21 protein-coding genes and 2 pseudogenes are annotated in these 24665 nt (G+C 53.8%); 7 read left to right on the top strand and 16 right to left on the bottom strand.

The features are described 5' to 3' along the window. Positions 1-40: 40 nt before the first annotated feature. Positions 41-268, top strand: a pseudogene (locus tag KSS97_RS28410) (group II intron reverse transcriptase/maturase); the annotation flags it as partial. 188 nt (positions 269-456) lie between these two features. Here KSS97_RS28410 and KSS97_RS18400 read toward each other — a convergent pair. From KSS97_RS18400 to mobH, 6 genes are all read right to left on the bottom strand, one after another. Further along, positions 457-1530: a hypothetical protein gene (locus KSS97_RS18400; RefSeq protein WP_213627870.1), complete on the bottom strand. Its 1074-nt coding sequence runs from the start codon at positions 1528-1530 to the stop codon at positions 457-459. After that, positions 1520-2458, bottom strand: coding sequence for a hypothetical protein (locus KSS97_RS18395; RefSeq protein ID WP_217859852.1), 939 nt, complete (start codon positions 2456-2458; stop codon positions 1520-1522). Before KSS97_RS18395 ends, KSS97_RS18400 begins: the two co-directional genes overlap by 11 nt. Then, entirely contained in the window at positions 2455-4326 is a 1872-nt protein-coding gene (locus KSS97_RS18390) for an ORC-CDC6 family AAA ATPase (protein WP_213627866.1), read from the bottom strand. Before KSS97_RS18390 ends, KSS97_RS18395 begins: the two co-directional genes overlap by 4 nt. Continuing rightward, positions 4313-5209 carry a phosphoribosyltransferase-like protein gene (locus KSS97_RS18385; RefSeq protein WP_213627865.1) on the bottom strand — a complete coding sequence of 299 codons (897 nt, stop codon included), beginning with the start codon at positions 5207-5209 and terminating at the stop codon, positions 4313-4315. The genes KSS97_RS18390 and KSS97_RS18385 overlap by 14 nt, the downstream gene beginning before the upstream one ends. A 366-nt stretch (positions 5210-5575) precedes the next feature. Continuing rightward, positions 5576-6760, bottom strand: a complete 1185-nt coding sequence (locus KSS97_RS18380) for a DUF5710 domain-containing protein (protein WP_217859851.1) — start codon at positions 6758-6760, stop codon at positions 5576-5578. A gap of 540 nt (positions 6761-7300) precedes the next feature. Further along, on the bottom strand, positions 7301-9025 hold the full coding sequence (gene mobH / locus KSS97_RS18375) for a MobH family relaxase (RefSeq protein ID WP_217859850.1): 1725 nt from the start codon (positions 9023-9025) through the stop codon (positions 7301-7303). A 230-nt stretch (positions 9026-9255) separates the two neighbouring features. Between mobH and KSS97_RS18370 the strand changes: the two genes are divergently transcribed. Beyond that, positions 9256-9450: a DUF7740 domain-containing protein gene (locus KSS97_RS18370; protein ID WP_027912535.1), complete on the top strand. Its 195-nt coding sequence runs from the start codon at positions 9256-9258 to the stop codon at positions 9448-9450. Between the two features lie 135 nt (positions 9451-9585). On the opposite strand, the pseudogene KSS97_RS28640 reads toward KSS97_RS18370, so the two are convergent. The 9 genes and pseudogenes from KSS97_RS28640 to KSS97_RS18330 form a co-directional block, all read right to left on the bottom strand. Next, positions 9586-9711 (bottom strand): annotated as a pseudogene (locus tag KSS97_RS28640) (DNA primase); the annotation flags it as partial. Between the two features lie 93 nt (positions 9712-9804). Continuing rightward, positions 9805-10545 (bottom strand): hypothetical protein, encoded by a 741-nt coding sequence (locus KSS97_RS18365; RefSeq protein ID WP_207966313.1) that lies wholly within the window; start codon positions 10543-10545, stop codon positions 9805-9807. Positions 10546-10887: 342 nt separating this feature from the next. After that, positions 10888-11871 (bottom strand): Gfo/Idh/MocA family protein, encoded by a 984-nt coding sequence (locus tag KSS97_RS18360; RefSeq protein WP_207966314.1) that lies wholly within the window; start codon positions 11869-11871, stop codon positions 10888-10890. Positions 11872-11892: 21 nt separating this feature from the next. Then, positions 11893-12885, bottom strand: a complete 993-nt coding sequence (gene iolG / locus KSS97_RS18355) for an inositol 2-dehydrogenase (RefSeq protein ID WP_046061941.1) — start codon at positions 12883-12885, stop codon at positions 11893-11895. Between the two features lie 465 nt (positions 12886-13350). Beyond that, complete coding sequence (locus KSS97_RS18350; protein WP_046061940.1) at positions 13351-13959, bottom strand: TetR/AcrR family transcriptional regulator; 609 nt, start codon at positions 13957-13959, stop codon at positions 13351-13353. Beyond that, positions 13946-14794, bottom strand: a complete 849-nt coding sequence (locus KSS97_RS18345) for a 3-hydroxyacyl-CoA dehydrogenase NAD-binding domain-containing protein (RefSeq protein WP_207966315.1) — start codon at positions 14792-14794, stop codon at positions 13946-13948. The genes KSS97_RS18350 and KSS97_RS18345 overlap by 14 nt, the downstream gene beginning before the upstream one ends. A 37-nt stretch (positions 14795-14831) precedes the next feature. Beyond that, the gene (locus KSS97_RS18340; RefSeq protein WP_046061938.1) at positions 14832-15368 is read right to left on the bottom strand and encodes a cupin domain-containing protein; all 537 of its coding nucleotides are present in this window, start codon (positions 15366-15368) and stop codon (positions 14832-14834) included. 68 nt (positions 15369-15436) lie between these two features. Then, complete coding sequence (locus KSS97_RS18335; RefSeq protein ID WP_207966316.1) at positions 15437-16552, bottom strand: alcohol dehydrogenase catalytic domain-containing protein; 1116 nt, start codon at positions 16550-16552, stop codon at positions 15437-15439. 72 nt (positions 16553-16624) lie between these two features. Next, a complete protein-coding gene (locus tag KSS97_RS18330) occupies positions 16625-17206 on the bottom strand; it encodes an amino acid synthesis family protein (RefSeq protein ID WP_046061936.1) in 582 nt (193 codons plus the stop codon). 124 nt (positions 17207-17330) lie between these two features. Here KSS97_RS18330 and KSS97_RS18325 point away from each other — a divergent pair, with 124 nt between their 5' ends. The 3 genes from KSS97_RS18325 (at position 17331) to KSS97_RS18315 (ending at position 20522) form a co-directional block, all read left to right on the top strand. Continuing rightward, positions 17331-18182 carry a fumarylacetoacetate hydrolase family protein gene (locus tag KSS97_RS18325; protein ID WP_046061935.1) on the top strand — a complete coding sequence of 284 codons (852 nt, stop codon included), beginning with the start codon at positions 17331-17333 and terminating at the stop codon, positions 18180-18182. 41 nt (positions 18183-18223) lie between these two features. Next, positions 18224-18784, top strand: a complete 561-nt coding sequence (locus tag KSS97_RS18320; protein ID WP_046061934.1) for a VOC family protein — start codon at positions 18224-18226, stop codon at positions 18782-18784. 100 nt (positions 18785-18884) lie between these two features. Further along, positions 18885-20522 (top strand): bifunctional 3-(3-hydroxy-phenyl)propionate/3-hydroxycinnamic acid hydroxylase, encoded by a 1638-nt coding sequence (locus KSS97_RS18315; protein ID WP_046061933.1) that lies wholly within the window; start codon positions 18885-18887, stop codon positions 20520-20522. A 78-nt stretch (positions 20523-20600) separates the two neighbouring features. On the opposite strand, the gene KSS97_RS18310 is transcribed toward KSS97_RS18315, so the two are convergent. After that, positions 20601-21287: a GntR family transcriptional regulator gene (locus tag KSS97_RS18310; protein WP_207966317.1), complete on the bottom strand. Its 687-nt coding sequence runs from the start codon at positions 21285-21287 to the stop codon at positions 20601-20603. Between the two features lie 329 nt (positions 21288-21616). On the opposite strand from KSS97_RS18310, the gene KSS97_RS18305 reads away from it, so the two are divergent. After that, on the top strand, positions 21617-23269 hold the full coding sequence (locus KSS97_RS18305) for a DUF1302 domain-containing protein (RefSeq protein WP_046061931.1): 1653 nt from the start codon (positions 21617-21619) through the stop codon (positions 23267-23269). 24 nt (positions 23270-23293) lie between these two features. Continuing rightward, entirely contained in the window at positions 23294-24646 is a 1353-nt protein-coding gene (locus KSS97_RS18300) for a DUF1329 domain-containing protein (protein WP_046061930.1), read from the top strand. Positions 24647-24665: the final 19 nt, after the last annotated feature.

Raw genomic sequence — 24665 nt, 5'->3', positions numbered from 1 at the left:
ACATGGAGTGTTGGCGCGGGTCGGAAAGAGGCTTCTGTTGCGCAAGTTGGACGAATGGATACGGCATCGAATGCGAGCGATCCAGCTAAGGCAGTGGAAACGTGGCCCTACGATCTATCGAGAACTGCGGGCGCTGGGTGCGAGCGCAGAGGTAGCGCAGAGAGTGGCTAGTAACTCTCATCGTTGATGGCGTAACAGTCGTTTTGAGTTGAATCGCGTGCTGAATATTGCGTGGTTCGACAGGCTGGGATTGGTGCGTCTCTCATAACCTCAATCTCTCGAACCGCCCGGTGCGGACCCGCATGCCGGGTGGTGTGGCAGGGGGACGGCCCATGGAGGCCGTCCCCTATGCCGATGCCTTGTCTCAAGCTGACGCGTTGACCCTAGGAGTGTAGGGTAGGGCACTTTCGAGCCGCATGAACTGCCGCATCATGATCGCTAAGGATTGACGCAATTTCAGGAGTTCAATAGATGATTAGGGGACACCGCTATAACCGGAAGCCAAAGGCTCAATCTTGCCATGGTGATGTAACGAGCACCTGTACCTCGGTACAAGCCTTTGAATTCCAGCCAGCGAGAGTGAATCCGTTTCTCCGCTTTCGTTGCCGCCGCCTTGGTAGAGAACTCCAACGCGATGACGCAGTCGGAAAGCTGCACGGTTTGCTCGAGCTTAATTGCTTTTACGGCCTGACAGTCCGGGAGCCCGACTCTAGGGACTAAAATGACCCATCCTTTTGTCCTTCCTTTAGCCACATTGCCGGTTTTGGATAGACCTTCAATTTTGCCTGCAGCCACAATGTTCTTAAGATCTGTGGAATGTACAAACGGTACCCCAGATGGATCAGAGACATTCAGATGGACTGGAAGGCTGCCTCGCACGAGCCTGGCCTGGATGACGCCGTCGTAATGCCTGATTTCTTGATGAGACTGCTGATGGCCTCCAGGCAGAATCTGGACGACGGATGCCTGAACTCTGGCGCCGCGAAATGTGCATCGTTGCAGGTCTGCCAATTTTGTAAGTTGGTAGTCTTCCGCAAGCGCTTGCCGGGCGTCCTGATCAGTTTCAGAGTAGAGAAGAGATTCTGGCGCTATCACGATTGCGCCCAAGCTGGGCTGGAACAAGTCGAAGCTTCGCAGCAGGTGGGCCATTGCGATGCTTCCCCTCATTTCTTTTCCGGCAAACTGGATCTCTACGAATTTCTTATGTCCGTGGCTGAATGGCGGGTTTAGCACCAGCAAATCGACAGATTGCCGCCTATGCAAGGTCCCGCTGGTACTGGGATGGAGCAAGTCACCTACGGACAAATGCCAGTCAGGCCTTCTCAGCCGTAGCTGACTGATCGCTTCCACATCACGGTCAATTCCAATAGATTCTACTGAGCCAAAGACCGTGTTCGCGGCATCCAGAAGCCGCCCTGATCCACACGTGGAGTCGGCGCACACCTTAGGCACAAAAGGAAACACGCCGCGCTCTAGGGCGCTAACCGCAACGTCTTCCGGCGTGTAGTACCTATCCAAATCAATAGGCATGGAAGTCCTCAAAATCGTAGACATGGACTATCCCCACACCTGACGTTCGTCCAGTTTTCTTCACGGGATGGTCGAATAATATTTCGGTCGTTTCGGCATGCTTCATCGCGAATAGAACAGAGCCAATAGCGTGCGGCTTGGTGCCGACAAGCGCCAAGTATATATAGTGCTCAGGGTAATCTCTACGGATCTTGGTCAGCGCTTCGAACGCCTCGAATGGACAGCTTGCACGAGCATATCTGACCTCCGAATGGGCCTTGTACTCATCCAGGAACATTCGATTGCAACCTACCGTGAACGCCGGGTATTCGAGTTGAAATCCCGGCGCCCCCACCACAGGGATGACTTTCGGAACTGGGTCAAGCTGCGCAGCAAGGTGTTCAGGACGATTACCTTCAAACCCCAACATTGCGATAAACAGACACCTGTCTTCATCCTCTGGTCCTGCCAGCTGGGCGAAGCCAGGCAATGGGGCTAACCCACCAAATGTGACGCTTAAGTCGAAAATGGCAGAGGACGCTGGGCTGGGATGAGGGGTATAAGACTCTGGTTCAACGTACATCAAGCGCGTGTTGATTTTTTGCGAGTAGGCACTTTTCAACAGTGGCGCCCATACATCATGGGAAAGTCCCGTGACATCAATTAAGAAGTCTCGAGAATTAAAAATGGAGTTTATAGAGTCTTCATCCCTAAGAGAGACGCGCAATTCTTGGTCTTTATGACGTACGGCTATGGTCTCTTTGTCTAAGCTCTTGATCGATACGATTCGCTCAGGAGCAGTGCGCTGGATTTCTTCCCATGCATCGAGCCTGTCCCTATTTTCCGCCAAATCACCGGCAAGGATTATCGTCTCTTCCGGCTTTAAATCGCTAATCGTAAAGTTTTTGAAACGCTTAGTATGAAGCGACGGCAAAGGCAATCTGATCATTTTTTTTGCCCGTCATCATAAAATGCAGAGAAAAGTGCCAATTGTTCTGGCAGATCGTCTTCCGTTGTTTGCGGTCTCTCATCAAGAAGCGCAGAAATTGCTCGCGCAGGGCGATCCTCTAGCACACTTATCAAGGTCGAGGCCTCAATAGACATACGTCTTTTTTTACGATGTGAGATCTCAAAAAAGGCGCTGAAGATTCTATGCAAGCGGTATTCGTCATCCCTGAGCTCGACGCTGCTGGTAGATTTTGTTCTGGGGTCTGATTCGAATGCGAGGTGACCGACGCCTTCCTGCAGCAAGCGATGAATCCTAGCTGTTTCCGATTGGTTGCCTGATAGGACAAAGGATGTAACTTCTGGAGTTTTACCGCTTGGTTCTCTCGCGAGCTCAAAGAACACCTTGCCTATAGCTAGAACCAGGCGCTTAAGCTGTACGCCATGGTCTGCGAGTCCCTCTAGCTGATTGAGGCGACGTTTCCCAACTTCTCTAGCCGCGAGAGTTTGAGATTTTGCGGAAATAATCAGTGGTCGCTGGTTGGCTCCCTCCTCATCGAGCTGGTAACCGATTGCGGTATCGATCAGCTCCAAGAAGTATCGTATGTTTCCAGCGGCGAGCGAGAGCAGCGTCCGTTCACCGCAATAGTACTTTCTAATTCTCGCGCCTTTTCGGCCTTTTGAAAGCCAAAAAAGACTGGCGTAGCCGTGATTGCCTAGTCTAGTTTTCCATTCAGCCTCTTTGTCAAACCAGTCATTTGCCAGTTCTTGTAATGAACCACCTTCACTTTGTTGCCAGTACTTAAGAAATGAAAGCTCAGCCTGAGACTTTTGACTGAAGTAGCTGTAGTGCTTGTCAGTTTTAAGTTCGTCGAGCACTGCAGTAGCGACTCGATCCGCTCCTAAAACGACAGCCTCCTCCGCAAGCGACAGCTCTTGCAAGAAGTCGCGAAGATTGTCGGAAATCTGCGCCCCGACGCCTTGGGCGTACTTCAGTCTTAACTCCGCAACGGCTTTCGCAAAGAATTCAAAGCCCTCGTCAGCGATCTCAATTTCCAGACAATCGTCTGGCACTCGCAGCAAGTCCTGTCCATCCAAGGTCTGCCTATTCCTGAGTCCGTTTTTTCGGACGCCTACCTTGTAAGATAGCGGTGGTTCAGCATGCTTGATGTATGTGTTAAGTATCGCTTGTTGATAATCTAGCAGATTTTCGTATTCATCAATGCAGCAAAATATGACTCTGTCACCGAGCAGGTTTTGAGATTGAATAGCTTCGGCAAATGTTCGTAGAGGGGACTCCGCCATTGATAGCGTTATCCCTAAATCCTTCATAGGGTTGTTAACTTGAAGCTGTAGGGATGAAATCGCCTTTTTTATTAAACCTTTCAGTTGATCGAGCGTTTCACAGCATTCCAGCCCTAGCTCTAGCGCAACTGTTTCCAAGTGCTCCGGCTGTAGCCTTACGCCCTGCTTCGTTTCCAGCCAGAGTGCCAGATTTACCATTTCGCTGCAGACTGACAGGTTGAAGTAATGTGCAAATAGCTTTGCCCACCTTTCTTCTCCGATGCCGCTACCTGCAAAAGCACGAACCCGATTTTTGTTCATTCGAACAAGCACACCCAAATACTCTTGGTCTGCGAAGGATTGACCGCTACCTTCCAGGCGCTCTAGCATCGAATCGTAGCGTAACGACTGCAGTGCTGTTGTCTTACCTGTTCCGCGTCCACCAACAAGGAAGCATGGACGCATTACTTCGAGTTTTCCCAGGTAAGCAGGTTTGACAAATAATTCTTTGAAATTGGCAGATGGCCATTCTGCTCGGTTATCACCAAAAAGCTGTCTTAAGACACCTGCGGAATTATGTTCGCTCAATTAGTGGCTCCCAGTTGTCTCGCCCCGGTGACCAAAAAATCGGCAGGGTGGCGTCAGGTATTGAATGTTCAAAGCCGAACATCAGGCCTCGTGTTTTGTATCCAAACATCAGGTGGTTTTGATTATTAGCGATGTAGGACTCTGTCGGCGTAAGGCGAGGCGTGTATTTAGCTAAAAATCGCAAAATGGGTGATTTCCAGCTGGGGTTTGAATCCATCACGCCTTCTATAGTGGATTTTCTCTCCAGTATGTGTGTGGCGCATACCGCAACAGAAGGAGCGCAATTATTTATTTTAACAAGGCCGAAATCAGTCGTGACTAGTGTCACGTATATAGCAGTGAAACGGGTTTTCGAGTGGGCGTCTGCAAATGATCTGCTCTGCTTATCAAGCATATTCCACGTCGAGACAAACTGATCACCAGAACCCACGAAGTCATCAATGAAGATCACCGTGCCACCCTTGTACGCATGGTCAAGTGCCGCGTCCGAGTCCAGTACAAAGCTGTCGTTCAGGTGTAACAGCTGCCGGGCGCTGCGGCATAGAAAGTAGCCGGAATCAGTAGGGTTTGGGTTTTCCCCCCTTACTGGCGTCAAGACCGCTGAACTGATACTCGCCACAAGCTCCGCCCCTTCGGGGGCCGACGGCCCTTTAGCCATCCCGTCACCGATTGAGTTATAGGAGGCCACCAACAGGGCGTCAGTGAGCGCCTTATTATAGAAAGTGAACTTATCCAAGAGAAACGCGGCGATGTGGGCGTCTGAGTCGTCAAAATTCCTGAGCCAAGCCCGAGGGCGTAGCTTGGGTTCGGGCGGCCACAAGCCTGCTCGCTTGAGGATGTCACATTTAGACAAAATTTCTTGCACTTGAGTGTCGGCGCGCAATCGGGAACTCCATGTTTCATTGCTGCAGTTCACGGCAGGCCGAAGCTCATTCTGGTGACTGCATCCATATCCAGAAACTGCGAATCGTGGCGAAGAAAGCTATTTTAGGCGGGAACTGATACTGGCTTGAGCCGCTTATCCACCACGTAGAAAATCATTTTGAGGCTATCAAAATGCTATGCAGGCGTCTACCAACCGCCGACCCACTCATGGCGTGACCAACGGGCATTAGTTCAGGCAGTTGGGATGTAAAGGTTGCCTGGCCCATAGCTGCCGGTGGCGATAGGCAGAAATCACCTAATAGCGGTCGTATTAAAAACCTTCCTCGAACACGATTATGGAGCCGGCCGGCCCAAGTCTCTCATTTTAGATAACCACTTCGGTGGTCGATTGCTTTCGCAGTGCAGTCCTAACCAAGCGTTCCCGACTGAAGCTCTCCCATGCTTGGGCCTCTGCCATTTCCCGCAACGTCAGATCTACGCTTCCGCCATTCCTCCCCAGTTGAATCAAGTCTTGGAAAAAAGGCACAGTCAGTAGTTCGGGCATCTCATCCTCTGTTTCAGTGGCCTGAACCGCATATTTTTCGATGGTCGCCTTTGTTTTTACCCCAAGCGATTCTGCGATGGACTCCCACGGTACACCGTTGGAAAGCAACGTCTTGGCCGTGGACCACTTAACGTAGTTGTTGATGCGCTTCGCCAAGGGCCATGATCCTACGTCCAGCTCTTTGAAGATCGCGCGGTACAAGGTGAGGTCTGCTTTGTGCTGGTCAATGAAGGCCAAGCAAGTTGCGCGGTTCTCACGCTGGAGCGTGGACATCGGGATGCGTAACTTTTGTGAAATTTCGCGTGCCAAGTCCAGCTGCTTGCTGAGGGGATACTTCACCGAGTCGGGGGTGTACCTATCCAGGTAAGCAAACACTTCCAGGGACAGCTCGCTATTTTTTGCAGGCACCGGGGCGTTGTCGGCCAGATGAACCATTAGCCTTTCGCAACCCAGAGGGAGCTGGATCTCGAGGGTCTGGTTACCTACGATGAGTTGGCCGACGCAGTACAAGGGAATAGTATCATCGACGTCATCATGACTAGCGGATCCAGTGGACCAGCTGTTCTCTTCCTGCCGGAGCGCGCCCTGATAGATACGGTTCTCGCGCATGAAGGCAAGGGTATCGGCGGGCTTGCTTGATACGTAGCGACATCCCTCCGTGTAGTTGCCCTCTACAACGGCCGAGGCAGCACGGCCCTCTAGGTCAGCCCGCAGAAAAGCGCCCCACAGGCCGCTTGGAAGCATTAACAGCATCCACTCTCGGAACTCGCAAGTCTGTGACACCAGCTCCACGTGCTTCCTATCGGCATCCGTCGATGTGAAGGGAGGTAACGATTCAACAACATCCTCGGGTGTTGGCCGGAACGGTAGCCAGCGCTCAAGGCCTTCGCACATGAACTCTTCAGTGGTCCACCAGACGCGCTTTTCATCGTCCCACTCAACATAGAACTGCTTTGCCTCATCCTTTTCTTCGAAGGGGACCGCTAAATCTATACGCTTGGACATTTCCATGATCCTGCTAGGTTGTACCCCACAAAAGGAGTGACGAGGACTATATAACGGTATTTTACTTTTGTGCTTTCGGGGAGCCACGATCCGGCGTGCATTGCCATGATCAGACTTGAGTCCGGGGCGGATAGCAATTTCTTGCCCGTTACTAGCAGCTGTAAATTTGGAGTTTGAAAATAAGCGATGGCATGCCGCCGCGTTACTGACTGTCGTAATGGCATTCGCCACGGGCATCGGCAATCAGGGATCTTGGACGCAAGAACTGGCTCTTCGCAGGATCGCTACGAAGCGGAAAATGGGCGGCGGCGATCATGAGCTTGATCCAGTCTGCGCGGCTGAGTGGTCATGAAACTGCAAGCAAATGCATGATGTCAGCACTCTCCCTGATTTGTAGGGTGGGGAGTGTCGCATGTGGGCCACTTACTGCACCATCATTGGCCTTACCACCGGAGTCAAATCCTATGTCATGGTTTCGCAGGGATGACCAGATGGCCTTGCCAGACGCTTTCCGATTCCCAACAATGGGGCCGTTGAAAGTTAATCTCTTTCGATTTTAAGAAACGGATTATCGAGTGGCATCACTTCAAAAAAGAGTTTGGGATCCTCAATCAAGTAGCCCTTCAAAGTTGTTTTCTTCCTAGGGCCTTGCACTTGGCATGTCCAGATATTCAGACCGTTGTCTCGCTTCCTGTGAACCTTCAGCTTCTCGAACTGCTTTTGCACCCAACGCCATTCCTCCATCTCCTGATCTGAACCCTGCGAAACGCCTGGAAATTCCTGCGCGTAGCGCTGGAAGAGACCAGGCGTGACCAGAAATACGTTGCCACCCACCGTGTGGATTTTGGCCTTGCTGTCATTGATGATCAGCTTGTGACTCAGAATGCCTTCCTTGACCCAATTCAGAAATGCCTGGCCTGGGTTATCCGATTGAAGCTTTGAAGTATCGTCAGCACTTTCTGGCAGAGCATCGTTGGCCTCAGGCTCGTCCAACTCGAACATGTCCAGCAGCGTGCCGAGGTAATCGGCATCCTCTAGCTTCATCGGATCCGGCTGCGGTTGGCTTTGACATGATTCTGCGCTGACTGCGTCGGGCGCTGGTGTCGGTACCGGGGTGTCAGCTGAGTGTTCATGAGCCGCAATACTCACCGTTCCGCTGAAAGCCTCAGGCCGGTCTTCGTTCCCCCAGATCAACGCCGGTTGAAGGCGCAGAAAGGTAAAGCTGTGCTGCCAGTCTCCCTGGGCGACTAATGCAGTCCAGATCGCTTTACCTTCTGGAGTCGACTCGACCAGCCCATGCGATTGCAGTTCATCAAACACCGCGAGATTGGACGAGGGAATACCCTCAATCGATTGCGACAGCAGATAGGCTCGCAGCTTGTCTGTGACCGTCTTGCTGACGAGCCAGAGTGCGTCCTGGGTCAGCCATCCCGCGGCACCTGGCTGGTTGAGTTTCAGCTCGTGCTGAATCAAATGACGCAGTCCGCTGATCAAATGGTGTTGCAGCGAATGAGTCGGAGCTTGCAGCGCCTTGCTCGGGTTACCACCGATGTTCTGTGCGGTGGAAACACGGTCTGCCTGCATCACCAGCTCACCAAGCACGCCGGCACGTTCATACTGACCTGCTAGGACATACAGCAGGTTGGCCCAGAGCGATGGAAACCCACTGAGCCAATCGAGGATTGGGCGGTCGAGAATCCGGGTGTAGAGCAATCCTGCAGCCGCGCCGTGCAGGTGGTAGTCGCGATCCTTGAGGTAGCGAAAACGGTAAGGCTGATCCAGGGATTCCTGCCAAGGATGCCAGACACGGCCATCCTGGCGTTCGACCAGCAGGTCCACGGCAATCTTGCCGATGTCATGGAGCAACGCGCCATAGGCGATGCCAGCGGACCAAGCATCGGTCTGGGCTGCCTGGTCTTCGGGCGCGGCGCCGGTCGGCAGCAGATATGACTGACGCAATTTCAAACTACAAGCGACCAGCTCCAATCCATGATCGAGCATGCCGCCAAGATAAGCATGGTGGTGCGTCTCGCTGGCTGGAAGCTGCTGGACCAGCCCGGCGTATCGATGGATCGGATTTAAATAGAGCTGACTGAATTGCGGATGGGAGAGGGCGGTGTACTGCCAGATGCGATCAAGCAACTGACGGCGATGCTCGGCTGCTAACAAGCTCTGGGATGATTCTATGGGTAGGTACCCATCGGCGACGTTTACGGTGGGTGGAGGAGGAGGCTTTTGCCTTTTGTGCAGAAACAAACTGAGCATCGTGACCTCCCGGGAAATGGCAGGATCAGTGGCCTTTTAGCCTTTTCGGATAGGGCTCTTACCCTTGACTCCCATTCCTCTTCCAACCCTTACCCGTCCTTTTGCCGTGTGTCCTTTTTTGCGGCAATCGGAATATCGATTTGTCCTGGTGCCGTTTTGTTGGATGCGTGTGCTGGTGCGAAAAAGGCAAGTGTCGGTACACTGCGGTGCGAATTTTATCGGGTCTTGCCATGAACCTCACTGACGCCACGCTCATACTGCTGCTCGCGGCACGTATCCATGGAACAGACGAAGCCGTCAGAGCCTCGGCGAAGAGCGTGGTCAAGAAGCTTCCGCGCAGCAAACGCGATCTGATCTACAAGGTGATCGACAGCCGAAGTCCACTCGAGCTGGTGGATTACCTGGCTGAGAATCTGGATACCTAACGGTATGCTGCGGTTACGGGATGTACCTCATGTTCTTTGCGTCAGAGCTCCGCAGTGTGGGGATTTTTCTGGGCATAGAAAAAGGGTCCAACTCGTGTTGGACCCTATGAAGCGTTTGCAGCGGTGAGGTGATGATCAAGCTCCATCGTTCATGCATCGCGAGTCATCCATTACCGTCTGCTTCCGTTGCTGCTCCAGGTTGAGCACATATTCCGAAGCGCATCGGGCCTGGCCACTGGCGCGGAAGATGGCGCGGTTGTCGATTGGCGCGTGACGGGACGTGACCTGAATTGAATAGCAGAAATGGAGGGGAGTCATTGCGCCGCAGTAAGGGGGGTTGCAGCGCAATACGACTCAGCGTTTGGAGAGGCTGCGCTTGGCAGCGGCGAATTTTTCGTCCAGGGTACGTTTAGAAACGCCAGAGAGTTCTTTATGGTGAGCGATCAGAGCGTCGACTATCGCGGATTGTGACCTGAAAACTGAGTGAGGCTTGCCGGAAGGAGAATGACCTAGCAATAGAGTCAGCATCGCACCGATTATATGAAGATAAGCGGTTTCACTACGGTCGCTGACTTTTTTGTTGCTATTGAGCATAAGTCGAATATTTTCTTTCTCCAATCCGATAGCCTCAAGCTCAGTAGTCAGCTCTTGATAAGCAGTGCTAATTTTCTTCACTTGTAATTGGAGAGCTTCTCTATCAGCTTGCAATGCGAGGTAAGTCCCAATATTTATGCTGTCTAATTTATTGGGTTTTGGATCGAAGAGGAAGGGCGGTTTTTGCTCAGGATAGTACTGTGACATCCACATCCGAAGATCGGTGTGACGAACAGTTAACTGCGAGATATCGACAGGAGTGCCTCGAGAAACCGTTAGTCCCAGGCAGCCGTAAGGCAGTTCACCATGCTTAACTGCATCGATAATTCTCTCGGTATTTGCATGCAGGCACGGCCATTGTGGAAAAGTCGTCCGTAGAATAGCCAAATCGGTCCAATTTGACTGGAGAATTTGGGCTTCATATGCCATTAGAAGACACCAGCGCAGCGCTACCTCTACAGGTCGATAAAAAATTTTACTGTGGCGATTGAAAGCAAGCATCCGCCGATGACCTCCATAGTCAAATAGACAAAGCCCTCCGGAATACTTTTCAAATCAATGCGTAACGAGTCATGACAATGCGCCACGCCCGCATGGGGAGGTCAGTATCATCCCTTATATTTTTAAATTTTTAATCCGAGTTTTCTGTCTGGTTATGTCCATATTAGATAAGTTAATAATCGATTTCCCATATATGTGCCGTCATGTTCGTACATTTCGAAATGAACGGTCGGCGAGGGCGTTACCGTTTGTCTCGAAGTAGCAAGTGTTGCCTTGCCTACGAGGCGAACGAAAACGGAGCAAAAAAATGATGCACCATCTCTTTGGTAAAAATGAAGGCGGTTACGCGAAATGATCATCAACATTAATGTAAGCAATTTCTATCGATTGGCGTAAGGCTATCGAATCACGCGCTACATCCATAATCACCGCAGTATCCAGTGCATCATCCATTGTAGACAGTGGACTTCTCTTATTGGTGAGGCACTCGCCTAGGAAAAATTTCTGAATCTGATAGAAACTATCCCAATATGTTCCGTCATCCCAGAACGGTAGCCTTGCGTCGCCGAACTTGGTGGTGTCCCAAGGGACGACGGCGGACCCGTTTTTTCCAATGATCTTGAAGTACACGGACCAAGGGTCGCGACTGCGGTCATCAGCTGAAAAGCTTCCCCACAGATTCGCAATTGTCCCGTTAGGGTATTCAGCAACGATCATCAATTGATCATGGGCTTGTGGATCATCAAAGTGAACGTTGGAGCCGGTAGCAAAAATTCTTGCTGGACGTCCTAAGAAGTACAGCATGCAGTAGACGTGGTGTACCATCAATTCACTCATGGTCAGATCGGGCGATCCCATTTCTGCTGGGTGACGCTTATTATATATCGCCCAAAAGTTCAGGATTTCACCCAGGTGACCGGCATCGATATGAGCCCGCACCCGTTGCATCGTTTCGGCGTATACATAGTTATGTGAGGGCATGCAAACCTTGCCTGCTTCTCGCGCTAATTGCGCCAGTTCCTGAATTTGCTCTGGTCTTTCGCAAATAGGTTTCTCTATCAGAACATGCTTCTTTGCTAACAACGCTTGCTTCGCGAAAGCAAAATGGGATGCAGCGTTGGTACAAATTATGACGGCATCAATGGCCTCGTCTGCGAGCAATGTCTCCGGAGATGCATAAAGGCGTCCCCCAAATCGCTCTACGAACAGCTCCGCTCTTTTGGCAGTTCTACCCCAACCGCCCACATATGCGTCAGGATCAAGCTCTTTCAAGGCTGTAAGGTGGAGCTCGGCTACATTCCCGAGTCCTATAATCCCAATTCTCATGGTTACTCCTACTTTGGTGAACTAGTAGTTAACATCGACCGGTTGACCGAGCGCCAAGGATTCAGTGGCAGCATCTGCGATCAGCTGAGCAATCAGCCCGTCCTCTGCATTCGGAGTGGGAGAAGTGCCTGTGGAGATGCACGAAATAAAATGTTCCATTTCGGCGAGATAAGCGGGGCCGAATCGCTCGAGGAAGAATGGCTTCGCAACAGGCAGGGTAAAACCAAGGCTTGTTGCACTCTCCACCTGATTTTCATGCACATTCTTCACTCGCAGCATGCCCTTGGCACCATGCACTTCAAGTCGCTGGTCATAACCGTAACTAGCGCGCCGCGAGTTAGAGATCTGGCAGATTTTGCCTGATTTGGTCATCAGCAGTGCAACTGCGGTGTCTACATCATGCAGCTCTTTGATACTTGGATCGATTAAAGCAGCACCGGTTGCGAAAACCCGGGTCGGATTTTCGTTTAGTAGAAATCTAGCTAAGTCAAAGTCATGAATCATCATGTCTCTGAAAATGCCACCGGAGTCTTTAAGGTAATCTCTCGGCGGAGGGGATGGATCTCGGGAAATGATTGACACCGATTCCAGTTCACCAATTTCGCCAGCAGCGAGACGTTTTTGAAGCGCCCCGAAGTGTGGATCGAAGCGCTGATTGAACGCGGTCATGAAAGGGACCCCGGCTGCAGCTACCTTCTCAATGCACTGCCGAACCCTATCAGAAGACATATCGATAGGCTTTTCACAAAAAATCGGTTTTCCTGCGTCCGCCACGGCGTGAATGAACTCGAAGTGTGTGGGCGAGGACGTCGCGATGACCACCGCGTCGATATCATTTGCGCTGATGAGATCCTGAATCGAACGTGCTTCGACATTGAATCGGTTGGCACATGCTTGAGCCGCTGCAGGAATTGCATCGGCTACTGCAATCAGTTTGGCAGATGGAATCTGCACAACGCTTGCAGCGTGCACATTTCCTATCCGGCCGCATCCTAAAACCCCTATTCTGAGCATGAGGTAATCTCTTATCATTGATTATTTTTGAGACTGACAGCTATCCAAGACTGGCAGCCAGAGCTCGTCCAGACAACCCCTTGCCGATCGTACTTTTAGATGGGCACTGAAAGCTAAAATTTATCAGGCTGTATTTGGCGGTTTGCAGTGAGACGCCGAACGATAATAGGTAGACATTGGATCTGATTAAAAACCTGTGTAACGGGGACTTAACATAGGTACAGCCGCGATTCGTCAGTGCGTTTCGTTATTCATATAGCTTGGAGCGTTAAAAAACAAAATTCAAATAACTGTTTGGTAGTTGCGAGTATGGTGCTTCCCTGCGGACCTTAGCAGCTGTTTTTCATTTGCGCACGAGCATTATCTTGAATTATGAAAATACGTCGTGTTGTACATAATTCAATCGGGGCGGACAAAAGCGTGTATGACTGAATAGTCTCGCTCGCTTGTTAAGCGATATTTAATTCAAGGAGCGGGAGCAGGGATTTTTTGGATGGCTGACTTTGAGCATTCGCGGAGTGCTCCTGTGACAAATTGCTCGACAAGAAGTGCGCATGCCTCGTCATTTAGATGACCATCATCCAGCCAGCCCGGTAGGTAATTGAGAAATTGTATAATGGCCTGCACAGCCACCGAGCTTGTGTCTTTGGCCAGAAAAGTTGCGTTGAATGCTGTAGTAATAAAGGCGCTTTCATATAATTTGCGCTTGTTGACGATCCGTTGCTGCTGAGCGTCATCTAGATAAACAAAGCCATGTAGCGCTAGTCGAAAGTGCTGCGGGCGCCGTCGGTGCAAGCGCAGATGTGCAACGATTAGACTCGACAGAGAACGAACTTTGTCAACTCCTTGACGCGCAGGTTTAACAAGCAGATAGAGCTCTTCATAAATTTCCTCGATTAGATCGAATAACAACGCTTGCTTGCTAGGGAAGTGGTTGTACAGTGAGCCCGGAGCAAGGCCCACATGGCGAGCCAATTCCCGCATGCTAACTTGGCCGAATCCCTTGTTAACGAAGAGCTCTAAAGCTTGAGCACGTATAGTTTCGTACCCCCTATAAGCTTCAGCTGTAAACATGAAAACCTCGTCCCGATTTTTTGCCTAAGAAGCCCGCAGCGACAAACTCCCTAAGTAAAGGTGCGGCACGGTATTTCGGGTCACCAAAACCAGTTTGCAAGCTTTCCAGAATGGCCAGCACGGTATCCAATCCAATCAGATCGGCCAATGCCAAAGGCCCGATCGGCTGATTGCACCCCAATCGCATGCTGGCATCGATTGCTTGAGCATCGCCATTTTCCTGAAGGACGAAGATGGCTTCGTTGATCATCGGAATGAGGATTCGATTAACTATGAATCCCGGGCGATTTTGAGTATGGATCGCGGTTTTTCCTAGCTGTTCGGCCAATGCCTGGGCGATGAAACAGGTCGTGTCGCTGGTTTGCAAACCACGGATTAGCTCCACCAACCCCATGACGGGCACCGGGTTGAAGAAATGAATACCCATGAAGCGTTCCGGGCGGTTGATGCTGGTTGCCAGTTCTGTGATCGACAGCGATGAGGTGTTGCTTGCGATCAGACAGTCCGGGCGAACGTGGGTGGCGATCTGTTGTAGGATTGAGCACTTGAGGGCAAAGTTTTCCGTGGCTGCCTCAATCACCATATCCCTATCGTTCAGATCGGTGTGATGAGTCGAGGTGCGGATGCGTTGTAGCGTGTCGGTGGCTTGCTGACAGGTGAGGGTCCCTTTGCCCACTTGCCGGTCCAAATTCTTCTGCATTGCGTGCAGGCCTCGCTCCAGTGCCTGTTCGCTGATATCGATGAGCAATAGGTCGTGGCCGGCTGCCGCGCACGTCTGGGCGATTCCGCTGCCCATCGTACCGGCGCCGATCACCGCAATCTGACGTAGGGTCATGTATATATCCTAGATTCAGCGTTTGGGAAAATGTTGGCTAGTCGCGTTTTGCACCGATCATCACAAACAGTGCTCGGGCGACTTGATCGCTTTTGTTACGCCATGCGTGGCGGGTTCCGCGCTGGATGACAACGTCGCCGGGCCGGATCAGTTTTTGTTCTCCATTGTCCAGCTCCAGCCAGAGTTCACCCTGGAGCAGAATGCCGTAGTCGATGGTCGGGGTCGTGTGCATGCCCGGATGGTCCGGTTCAAAGCATTCGAACAAGCCGGGCAGGGCACCGCCCAATTCCTCGATCATCTGTCCGACATCCGTCGGGTTCTGCATCACGGTGTCCGGCGGAAAATCATAGATTGCCAGGCTGGTTTCGCCCGGCCCGGGCACCAGGGAGGGGTGCCCCAGGGTGGGGTCCTGCTGTGCGACGGACGTTCCGGCCGTTGATCCGGTGGACCACAGGTGCGCCATGGCATGGCCGGGAATGGATTCAAAGGAGCACGCGCGTGGAGCAGCGTCATCGCTGATAAATACGGATTGGCCTGCGGCATCCAGGCCCGTGACGACTCTTCGGATTTTCATAGCATTCCCCTGGAAGTGTGGGCGGGCATTACAGTGCCCGCCGTTGTGGTGAACGGGTTTCGTTAATGTCAGGGGCAGATGACGTAATTGCTGAAGCCGCCATGTCGATTTTCGATACCGGTAATCGCGTCGTTCACTTTTTCCAGGCTGAAAGCGGTGTTTTCAAAGAATGAAAGATCCAGCGTGCCAGATTCCACCATGTCCGCCATGGCTTGTCCTTGCCCAGCGGTGAACCAGGCCGAACCGCTGATCTGGATGTCGTTGTCCATGATCCAGTGCAGATCGATCGGGACGTCACCGGCGATGGCACCGATGTTGACCAGATGCCCGCCGCGGTGGATGGACTTGAGGGCTTGGGTCAGGGTCTCGTGTGGCGCACCTGGACCCAGAGCATCGATCACCACATCAACGCCTTCACCATTGGTGATTTCACTGACCCACTCGTTGATCGGCAGCGTGCCCAAGGTGTGGATTTCAATCCGACCTGGCGCGGCGAGGTCTTTCACCCGCTGGAAGAGCTCCTGGTTGCGGGCCGTGCCGAGAATCTTACGCACGCCCATCGCCAGCGCCAGTGCCACTGCGCCCAAGCCGAGCGTGCCACTGATGCCATTGATCAGCAGGGTGGTGCCAGGCCCGACATTGGCCTTGAGCATTGCCTTGTAGGCGGTACCCAGGTAGCCCAGTCGCGCGGCCGTCTCGAAGCTGAGGTTATCGGGCAGTTTCACCAGACTGTATTGCGGCGCAGGGATGTACTCGCAAAGGCCACCGTAGGGATAGTCTTCGAACATGCGCGGGCTTTTTGGTGTGAAGCCGAAATAGCCATTGAAGGTGTACGCCGTGCAGGCGATGGTATTGCCCGCACGACAAGACCGGCAGGAACCGCAGTGGCGGCCTGGATTGACGTAGACCCGGTCACCAACCTTGAAGTCGTAGACCTGTTCGCCAACTGCCTCGATGACTCCCGTTGGGTCAAGGCCGAAGGTCGCCGGCAGTTTCGGCAGAGGATTTTGGGGGAACCATTTAACCCAGTTGGTCAGGATGTTATGGAGGTTGGGGACGATTCCGCAGGCCTTGATCTTGACGAGCACTTCAGTTGGACGAATGCCCGGTACGGGCAACTGCTCGATGACCATGGGTTTGCCGCCTTCATACAGGCGTGCGGCGCGCATCGTTTTTGCAGTCATGATGTTCTCCGATACTCATATTATTTTTGTCGTGGTACGTAATCCGTGGAGCGACACTTCAAAACCCTGGCATCAACGTAACCCGTCTTCGCCCTTCACTTCGGCAGCACTCAGGCCGCCCAGCCGCGCATGAATCCTGCCGCCGGTGGCCATGGCCAGGCCAAAAGCGATTTCGCCACGGCGAGGACCATCCCACACGGTCATTTCCGCCACACCAAAATGACTGCGGACATAAGCTGCCTGGATATGTCCCAGCGGAATCATCACCCGGCAACCAGGGCCACCGATAGTCTTGCCCGCTGGAACGATTGCCTTGGGGTTGCCCAATGCTTCACGCATCGCCCAACCCCCGGCTTCGTGCCAGACCGCACCGTGCTCCAGTTCGCCGTCTTCACCAACAATTGCGCCCTTGCCATAAGCCTGCACTTGCGAGGCACCGCCCAGCGCCTGGATCAATTGCTCCGACAGTTGTGCGCCTAATCCCCTGAGCTCCTGCATGAAGGGCAGCAGGTCTTCTTCATATCTGCCGGCGTAGGGATTGGCGACCACAGCGGTAGCGACCGCGATGCGTAATGGTGTTGATATACGGGGGCCTCCCTCGTGGAATATTTCTTCGATGTCCAGTTTGATCTTACGAACCATCACCAGCGACATGCTTGCCTCCAGAACCAGGAGCCTCATGGGGCTCATTATTTTTTTTCGCGACCTTTTGCATTATGCATTTAATGATGTATGGTGCAAGAAATTAGTTTTTGTGCACAAAAAATAGGAGAGGAACATGAAGCTGATTTCGTACCGCAAAGAAGGGAAGGCCCATTTTGGCGCCGTGTCAGGTGATGGGGTGGTCGAGCTGACCCGTCGTTTTGCGCAAGTTCCGGATCTTGCCTCGTTTCTGGCCAATCGATTGCTGGTACAGGAGGCACGCAAGATCGTCGAGACCGCCCAGGCCGATTATCCGTTTTCCAGTATTCAACTGGAGGCTGTCATACCTAATCCTGGCAAGGTGATCTGTGTGGGCATCAACTATGTGGCTCATGCCGAAGAGGCCGGCCGGAAGGTCGGGGAATTTCCAGTGATATTCCAGCGATTTGCCGAAACGCTATTGCCCCACGGCGAACCACTGGTCAGGCCCAAAGTTTCAGAGCAGTTCGACTTCGAAGCTGAGTTGGCCGTTGTCATTGGTAAAGGTGGCGCGCACATCGATCCGGCCGATGCAATGGACCATGTGGCGGGTTACACCTGCTTTAACGATGCCAGCGTGCGGGATTGGCAGTTCCATACGCACCAGTACGGCATGGGCAAGACATTCAGAAAAACTGGCGCACTGGGCCCCTGGATCATTCCAGCGTCGGAAATTTCCGATTACCGTACGCTGGTGGTACGGGGCATTCTTAACGGTGAGCAACTGCAGGAAGGCAGCCTCTCGGAGCTGGCTTTCGACATTCCACATTTGATCTCCTACGTGTCCAAGGCGCTGCCATGGAACCCTGGCGACATTCTGGCAACCGGTACGCCGAGCGGGATCGGCTTCAAGCGCAAACCGCCGATTTTCTTGAAGCCGGGTGATGTGTTCGAAGTGGTCATCACTGAAATCGGGACCCTATCGAACGGCGTCATTGACGAAGCCTGAGCGTTGTCCTCTACACAATCATAAGAAACTGGAGGTTCCACATGCCCGCCTTACCTACTATCAATTTCACCCATTCCGGCGTGTTCTGCTCAGACTTGGATCGGATGGTCGACTTCTATTGTCGCGTCCTGGGTTTCATCGTCAGCGACAAAGGCGTGGCCTCGACAGGGCATCGTCTTTTCTTCATGACGCAGAATCCAGAGCTGCATCATCAGGTCGTGCTGTTTGACGGGAAGCCTGTTGATCTGCCGTTCAACCCGATCAATCAACTGTCGTTCCTGCTCAATTCGTTGGATGACCTGAAGGCGTACTATCAATTCGCCAAAAAAAGCGGCATTGAGGGCATCGCCCAAGTGGACCACGGGAATGCCTGGTCGATTTATTTCAAGGACCCTGAAGGCAACCCCGTCGAGATGTATGTCGATACACCGTTCTATACCGCTCAGCCGTGCAAGGAACCTCTGGATCTCGAGCTACCGACCGAGGTCATTCTGGCCCAGACCGAGGCAATGTGCAGGCGCCGTCCAGAGTTCCAGACGCGCGCACAATGGATGGACTCCATTCGCACGAAGATTGAGGAGCAGCGGGTCCGAATCGTCTGATCGTTCCATCCGGTAAAGACGATATCTGGTTGATGAACAGACGTTGTGATTGGCATCAACCAGCACTCGCAATCGACAACTACAAGAAGCGGAGTAGACGATGGACTACGATGTCATCATTGTTGGAATGGGACCGGTGGGCGCCTTGTGCGCCAATCTGGCCGGTCTGTGGGGGCTCAATGCCCTGGTGGTGGAGAAGTCCGAAACGGTCTATGCCAACCCTCGGGCCATGGGCTTTGACCATGAAGTGATGCGAGTCTTCGGCAATATCGGCCTGGCTGGCAGCATTGCCGAACATGTCATGCCGTACCGTCCCTCGGAGTACCGTACGACCGGTTCTCAGTTGATCAAGCGCATTGACGCTGCCCAACCGCCTTTTCCGCTGGGCTGGGCGCCGAACTATGTGTTTTCCCAGCCGCCGGTGGAGCGTGCACTTCGCGAAAAAATTGCCCGTTTCAAATCGGTAACCGTTGAGCTGGGCTCTGAGGTGCTGTCGGTTGACTCCGCCGAGTCCCAGGCGAATGTGCGTATCCAGGCGAAGGACGGGACTGAGCGCACGGTCACGGCGGCCCATGTGCTGGCCTGCGATGGCGGCACCAGCCCGATCCGCACCCGCTTGGGGTTGAAGATGGACGACCTTGCGTTCGACGAGCCGTGGCTGGTGGTCGATGTGATCCTCAACGAAGGGGCGGGGGAGGACCTACCGAAGACCAACGTCCAGTTCTGCGAATTGGCCAGGCCTTGCACCTTTGTCGTCGGCCCCGGGCGACATCGTCGCTGGGAGTTCATGATCAATCCGGATGAGCAGCCGTCGGAAATCTCAAAACCTGAAATGATCAAGAAGCTGATTTCCCGCTGGTTGCCGGAGCAGGACTATCAGTTATGGCGGGCTTCGGCGTACCGATTCCATGCATTGATCTTGGAGCAGTGGAAAGCGGACCGGGTGTTCTTTCTCGGGGACGCGGCCCACATGACGCCGCCATTCCTGGCACAAGGCATGTGCCAGGGGATCCGCGATGCCTTGAACCTGGTCTGGAAAATCGCCCTGGTGAAAGAAGGGTTGGCGGCTCCGGAGTTCCTGGAAACCTATCAGATCGAGCGTATCCCTCATGTGCGCCAGACCACTTTGGCGGCCAAGGAGTTCGGCGGAGTGATCTGCGAGCGCGACAGCGAAAGAGCCGCGAACCGGGATGCACGGTTGATCGAACATATGAAGGAGAACCCGGGCGGGACCATCCGGCAATCGTTGATCCCCGGTCTGTCCCAGGGGTTTATCGCGCAAGTGTCGCCGGCCGGTGAGCTGTTTCCCCAGCCAATGGTGATCGACCATGTCGGCAAGCGGGCCCTGCTCGATGAGTTTACCGGCCAGGTGTTTCGTGTGGTCGTTGCCCCCGGCTTCGATGCCACTGCGTTGTTGAGATGTCTGCGCAGCAGCCAGTCGCTCAAAGGCTTGCCTATTCACGTCGTGCGGTTGGTCAACCCTGAACAATCAGGCGCTCGCGCTGCCGATGAGTATCAGGAAGTCGATGGGTTGTTGGCGCAATGGTTGGAACAGCGAGGGTGCAATGTGGTGATCGTGCGGCCTGATCACTACGTGTATGGCGGGGCAGTCACGGTGGCCTGGGCGATGGAGTTGCTCGAGGGCATGGAGCTTGCGCTGTGGTGCAAGCCGCCGCAGAAACCCACGTCGGCTCAAGGTGGTGTTTGCGATAAGACGATCAGGTTCGAACAGGCTTAAAGCCTGAAGGGCAACACGCCCTTCGCCTGGTGCTGTCCACGAAAACAGTGCCAGGCGAAGGGCTTTATTACGTACGGCTTATTGAAGTGTGGCTTGTCGGCGTTCTATGGCTTCGACGATCCGGCCCAGGGTTTCCTGGATGTGATTGCGCAGTAAGGTGACGGCTTTCTCAGTATCGCGAGCCAGCGCCGCTTCCATCAACTTCTGATGCTCGTTGCCCTTATGCCGCTGGGTGATCCGCTGCTGGGCGGAAAAGCGCCGGTAGCGTTCAGCTCGATCAAACAACGAGTCGATCATCTTCAGCAACAACGGTGATGGGCACGCCGCGAACAGGGCGAAGTGAAAGGCCTTGTGTCGGGTCGACCATTCATCATCGAGCACCAGCACACCGCTTCCGAGTTTTTTCTCCACCAGATTCAGGCGATGAAATGCCCCGAGCACATCGGCTTCCCAGGCGTCGTCGCCATGCTGAATGGCATCGGCCAACGCCTCGCATTCCAGCAGACAACGCATGCGCGTGATGTCGCGAAAATCGGTGACGGAAATGGGGGCAACCCTGAAGCCTTTGTTATCGCTGGCTTCGACCACGCCATCCTGGGTCAGACGATTGAGCGCTTCACGAATCGGCGAGCTGCTGAGTCCGTAGGTCTTGGACAACTCTGCGACCTTGAGCTTTTCGCCGGGGGGCAGCTCACAACAGACGATCGCTTTTTTCATCTTCGTCAACGCGACATCAATCAGCGGAACGCTGGGAGAGGGAATCATGGTCGGAGTCGTCCTGAAATTTGCACCAAACGCATTTTATGCGCAAAACAAAGTTTAGTGCAAAGACTGATTGAGCGCCTGCTGTCGATGGGGTTCTGCCGGGTCTTTCGGCCCTCTGTCGACTTTCCCTTCCTTTTCTCAACCCCCAAATGCGCGATGCTCGCCTGAATCCGCTTGACTTTGAATTTGCGCAAGGATAGGTTTTGTGCATAAAGTAGTTTTGAGTGCAGTAAATATATTTTTACGCATTATAGCGATGCCAGCGGTATTCGCGGCCAAGGCTGCGAGTGGATGATCTTTTACAAAAACAAGAAAACAGGAACATCTCCATGAAAACAGCCAACCAGCGGTTCTGCCCGTTGCCGGTCTCCAGCCTTGCCTGCGCAGTCAGCGCTACGGTACTGCTGGGTCTTTCAACCCAGGCGCAAGCCTTCCAGATCGACACCGATAATCCGGACCTTTCGGCGACCTGGGATAACACCATCAAATACAGCAACGCCTGGCGCGTGAACAAGCTCGACCACAAGGTTGCGGTAGGCCCTGGGACCTCCAACAGCAATCCCAACCTGGACGACGGCGATCGAAATTTCGATCGCGGGCTGATTTCCAATCGTCTGGACATCCTTTCCGAATTCGACATCAAGTACAAAGACGTCGGTGCACGCCTCAGCGCGGCGTCCTGGTACGACAACGTCTACAGCCAGGACAATGACAACGATTCACCGGGCACCGCCAACTCGGTGAGTGTCGACCACGATGAATTCACCAGCGACACCCGCCGTATCCATGGCCAACGGACTGAAATCCTCGACGCGTTTATCTATGGTTCGACGGAAATCGGCACGACCTCGTTGTCCGGGCGGCTCGGGCAGTTCACCCAGATTTACGGTGAAAGCCTGTTCTTCGGCGCCAACGGGATTGCCAACGCCCAGTCCACCGTGGACTTGGTGAAGCTTCAATCAGTCCCCGGTTCCCAATTCAAAGAAATCCTGATGCCCACCAAGCAGGTGTCTGGCAACTGGCAACTGAACGACACCGTGAGCGTAGGGGCTTACTACCAATTCGAATGGAACAAGACCCGTCTGCCCGCCGCAGGTAGCTACTTCAGCGGGGCGGACTTTGTGGGTGAAGGCGGGGAGCGGGTGTTCTTCCCCACGGGTGAGTTGCGTCATGGCAAAGACAAGGAGGCGAGGGACTCCGGGCAGTTCGGCGCACAATTGAAATTCGCGGTGGAGGACTGGGAGTTCGGGCTCTACGCCGCGAAATATCACGAAAAAACACCGGTGTTCTACTTCCGCCCGGCCGCGCTGGTGCCGGGGGCCGACGACTCGTTTATCAACGTCTATCCCGAGGACGTGAAGGTCTTCGGTGCCAGCTTCAGTACGCTGGTGGGCGAGGCCAATATTGCCGGTGAAACATCGATCAGGCTCGATACGCCCCTGGCGGGTGTCGGCGGCACCATCATCACTGGCATGGACGCCGACAACGATTCCAACCCCGCGTATCCCATTGGTCGGTCGTGGCATGCCCAGGTATCGATGATCAATGTCTACGGCGGATCCGCGTTGTGGGACGGCGCTTCCCTGGTGGGTGAACTGGCGTTCAACCGACGGCTGAGCGTGACCAAGAACGCCGATCAACTGGACCCCAACACCACGCGCGATGCGTTCGCCATGCGCTTCACGTTTGAACCGCAATATTTCCAGGTTTTTCCTGGCATCGACGTCCAAGCGCCGATCACCCTTGGCTATAACCCGTCCGGGCGTTCTTCCGTCACGCCCCAGGCATTTGGCCCGGAACATGGCGGCGACCTGACCCTGGGTCTCAAGGCCGATTACAAGAAGCAGTGGTACGCCTCGCTGAGCTACACCAACTTCTTTGGTGAGGCCGGGCCCGTCATCAATTCAGCCAATTCGTTCACCTATCAGCAAAACATGAAAGACCGGGATTTCGTGGCGTTTTCGATCCAGCGAACCTTTTAAGCAAAGAACAGGCGGGCCCTGATAATGATAAAAATTAAACTGCTATTGCTGTCCACTCTGTCGATCTCACTGTCTGTCGGTACCGCGCTGGCAGCGGTCAGCCCTGACGAGGCGGCGAAGCTCAAGACCACGCTGACACCCATGGGGGCCGAAAAAGCCGGCAACGCCGATGGCTCCATTCCGGCCTGGACCGGCGGCTTGACCAAGGATGTCGCCGGGGCCAAGTTCGGCGACGTACCCGCCGATCCGTTCCCCGGCGAAAAACCGCTGTTGCAGATCAACGCCAAGAACGCTGCGCAGTACGCCGACAAGTTGAGTGAAGGAACCAAAGCCCTGTTGGCCAAATTCCCCGACACCTTCCACCTTGATGTCTACCCGACTCACCGCAGCGCTGCGGCGCCGGACAGCGTCTATCAAAACACCTTCGCCAATGCCACCAATTGCAAGACCACCAGCAATGGTTTGTCAGTAGAGGGGTGCTACGGCGGAATCCCGTTCCCGATTCCGAAAAACGGCAATGAGGTCATCTGGAATTTCCTGCTGCGGGTTGAAGCCGAATCCATACAGATGGGCTATTCCAACATCATCGGCAACGCCGACGGGACTCGGACGCTGGCCAGCCGGGGCGTGGAGAACTGGCAGTACCCGTACTACTACAAGGACGGTGCCGCAGATAAATGGTCCGGGCAGTATGCGCTGCTGCGGTTCTTGACCAGCGAGCCGCCGTTCAAGGCTGGGGAATCACTGGTGACCCATGACAGCATCAACGCTCAGCAGCCGCGAGAGGCCTGGCAGTATCTGGTCGGCCAACGCCGTGTGCGGCGGGCGCCTACCGTGGGTTATGACACCCCGGACTTCGTCGCTTCGGGCGCCAACTATTTCGATGAGGTGCACGGCTTCATCGGTCATCCGGATCGCTACGACTGGAAACTGGTGGGCAAGAAAGAACTGTACATCCCTTATAACGACAACAAGTTCCACGCCGAAAAACGCGAAGATGCCTTTACCGCCAACCACCTCAATGCCGACAAAGTGCGCTGGGAACTTCACCGTGTCTGGGAGCTGGAAGCCACGGTGGCGCCGGGCAAACGCCATGCCGTGCCCAAGCGCCGATTCTTCATCGACGAAGACAGCTGGACCATCTCGCTGGTGGATGGCTACGACGCCGAGGGCAAACTCTGGCGTGTCTCCCAGGTGCTGCCATTCGTGGTGCCAGCCATCCCAGCGGTGGTGGTCAAACCTGTAGTGATCTACAACCTGCAGGCCAAGACCTACAGCGTCGTCCAGGGTCTGAACGGGGAAACCTACAGCGTGATACCGCGCAAACCCGAGAACTTTTTCACCGGTACCGCGGTGGCATCCGGGTCGGTGCGCTGAGCCTCGCAGCAACTTTTCA

It is taken from the genome of Pseudomonas alvandae (assembly GCF_019141525.1).
Taxonomy (GTDB): Bacteria; Pseudomonadota; Gammaproteobacteria; order Pseudomonadales; family Pseudomonadaceae; genus Aquipseudomonas; species Aquipseudomonas alvandae.
The sequence above is the reverse complement of the archived record's forward strand: the minus strand, read 5'-3'. Positions and strand labels throughout refer to the sequence as shown.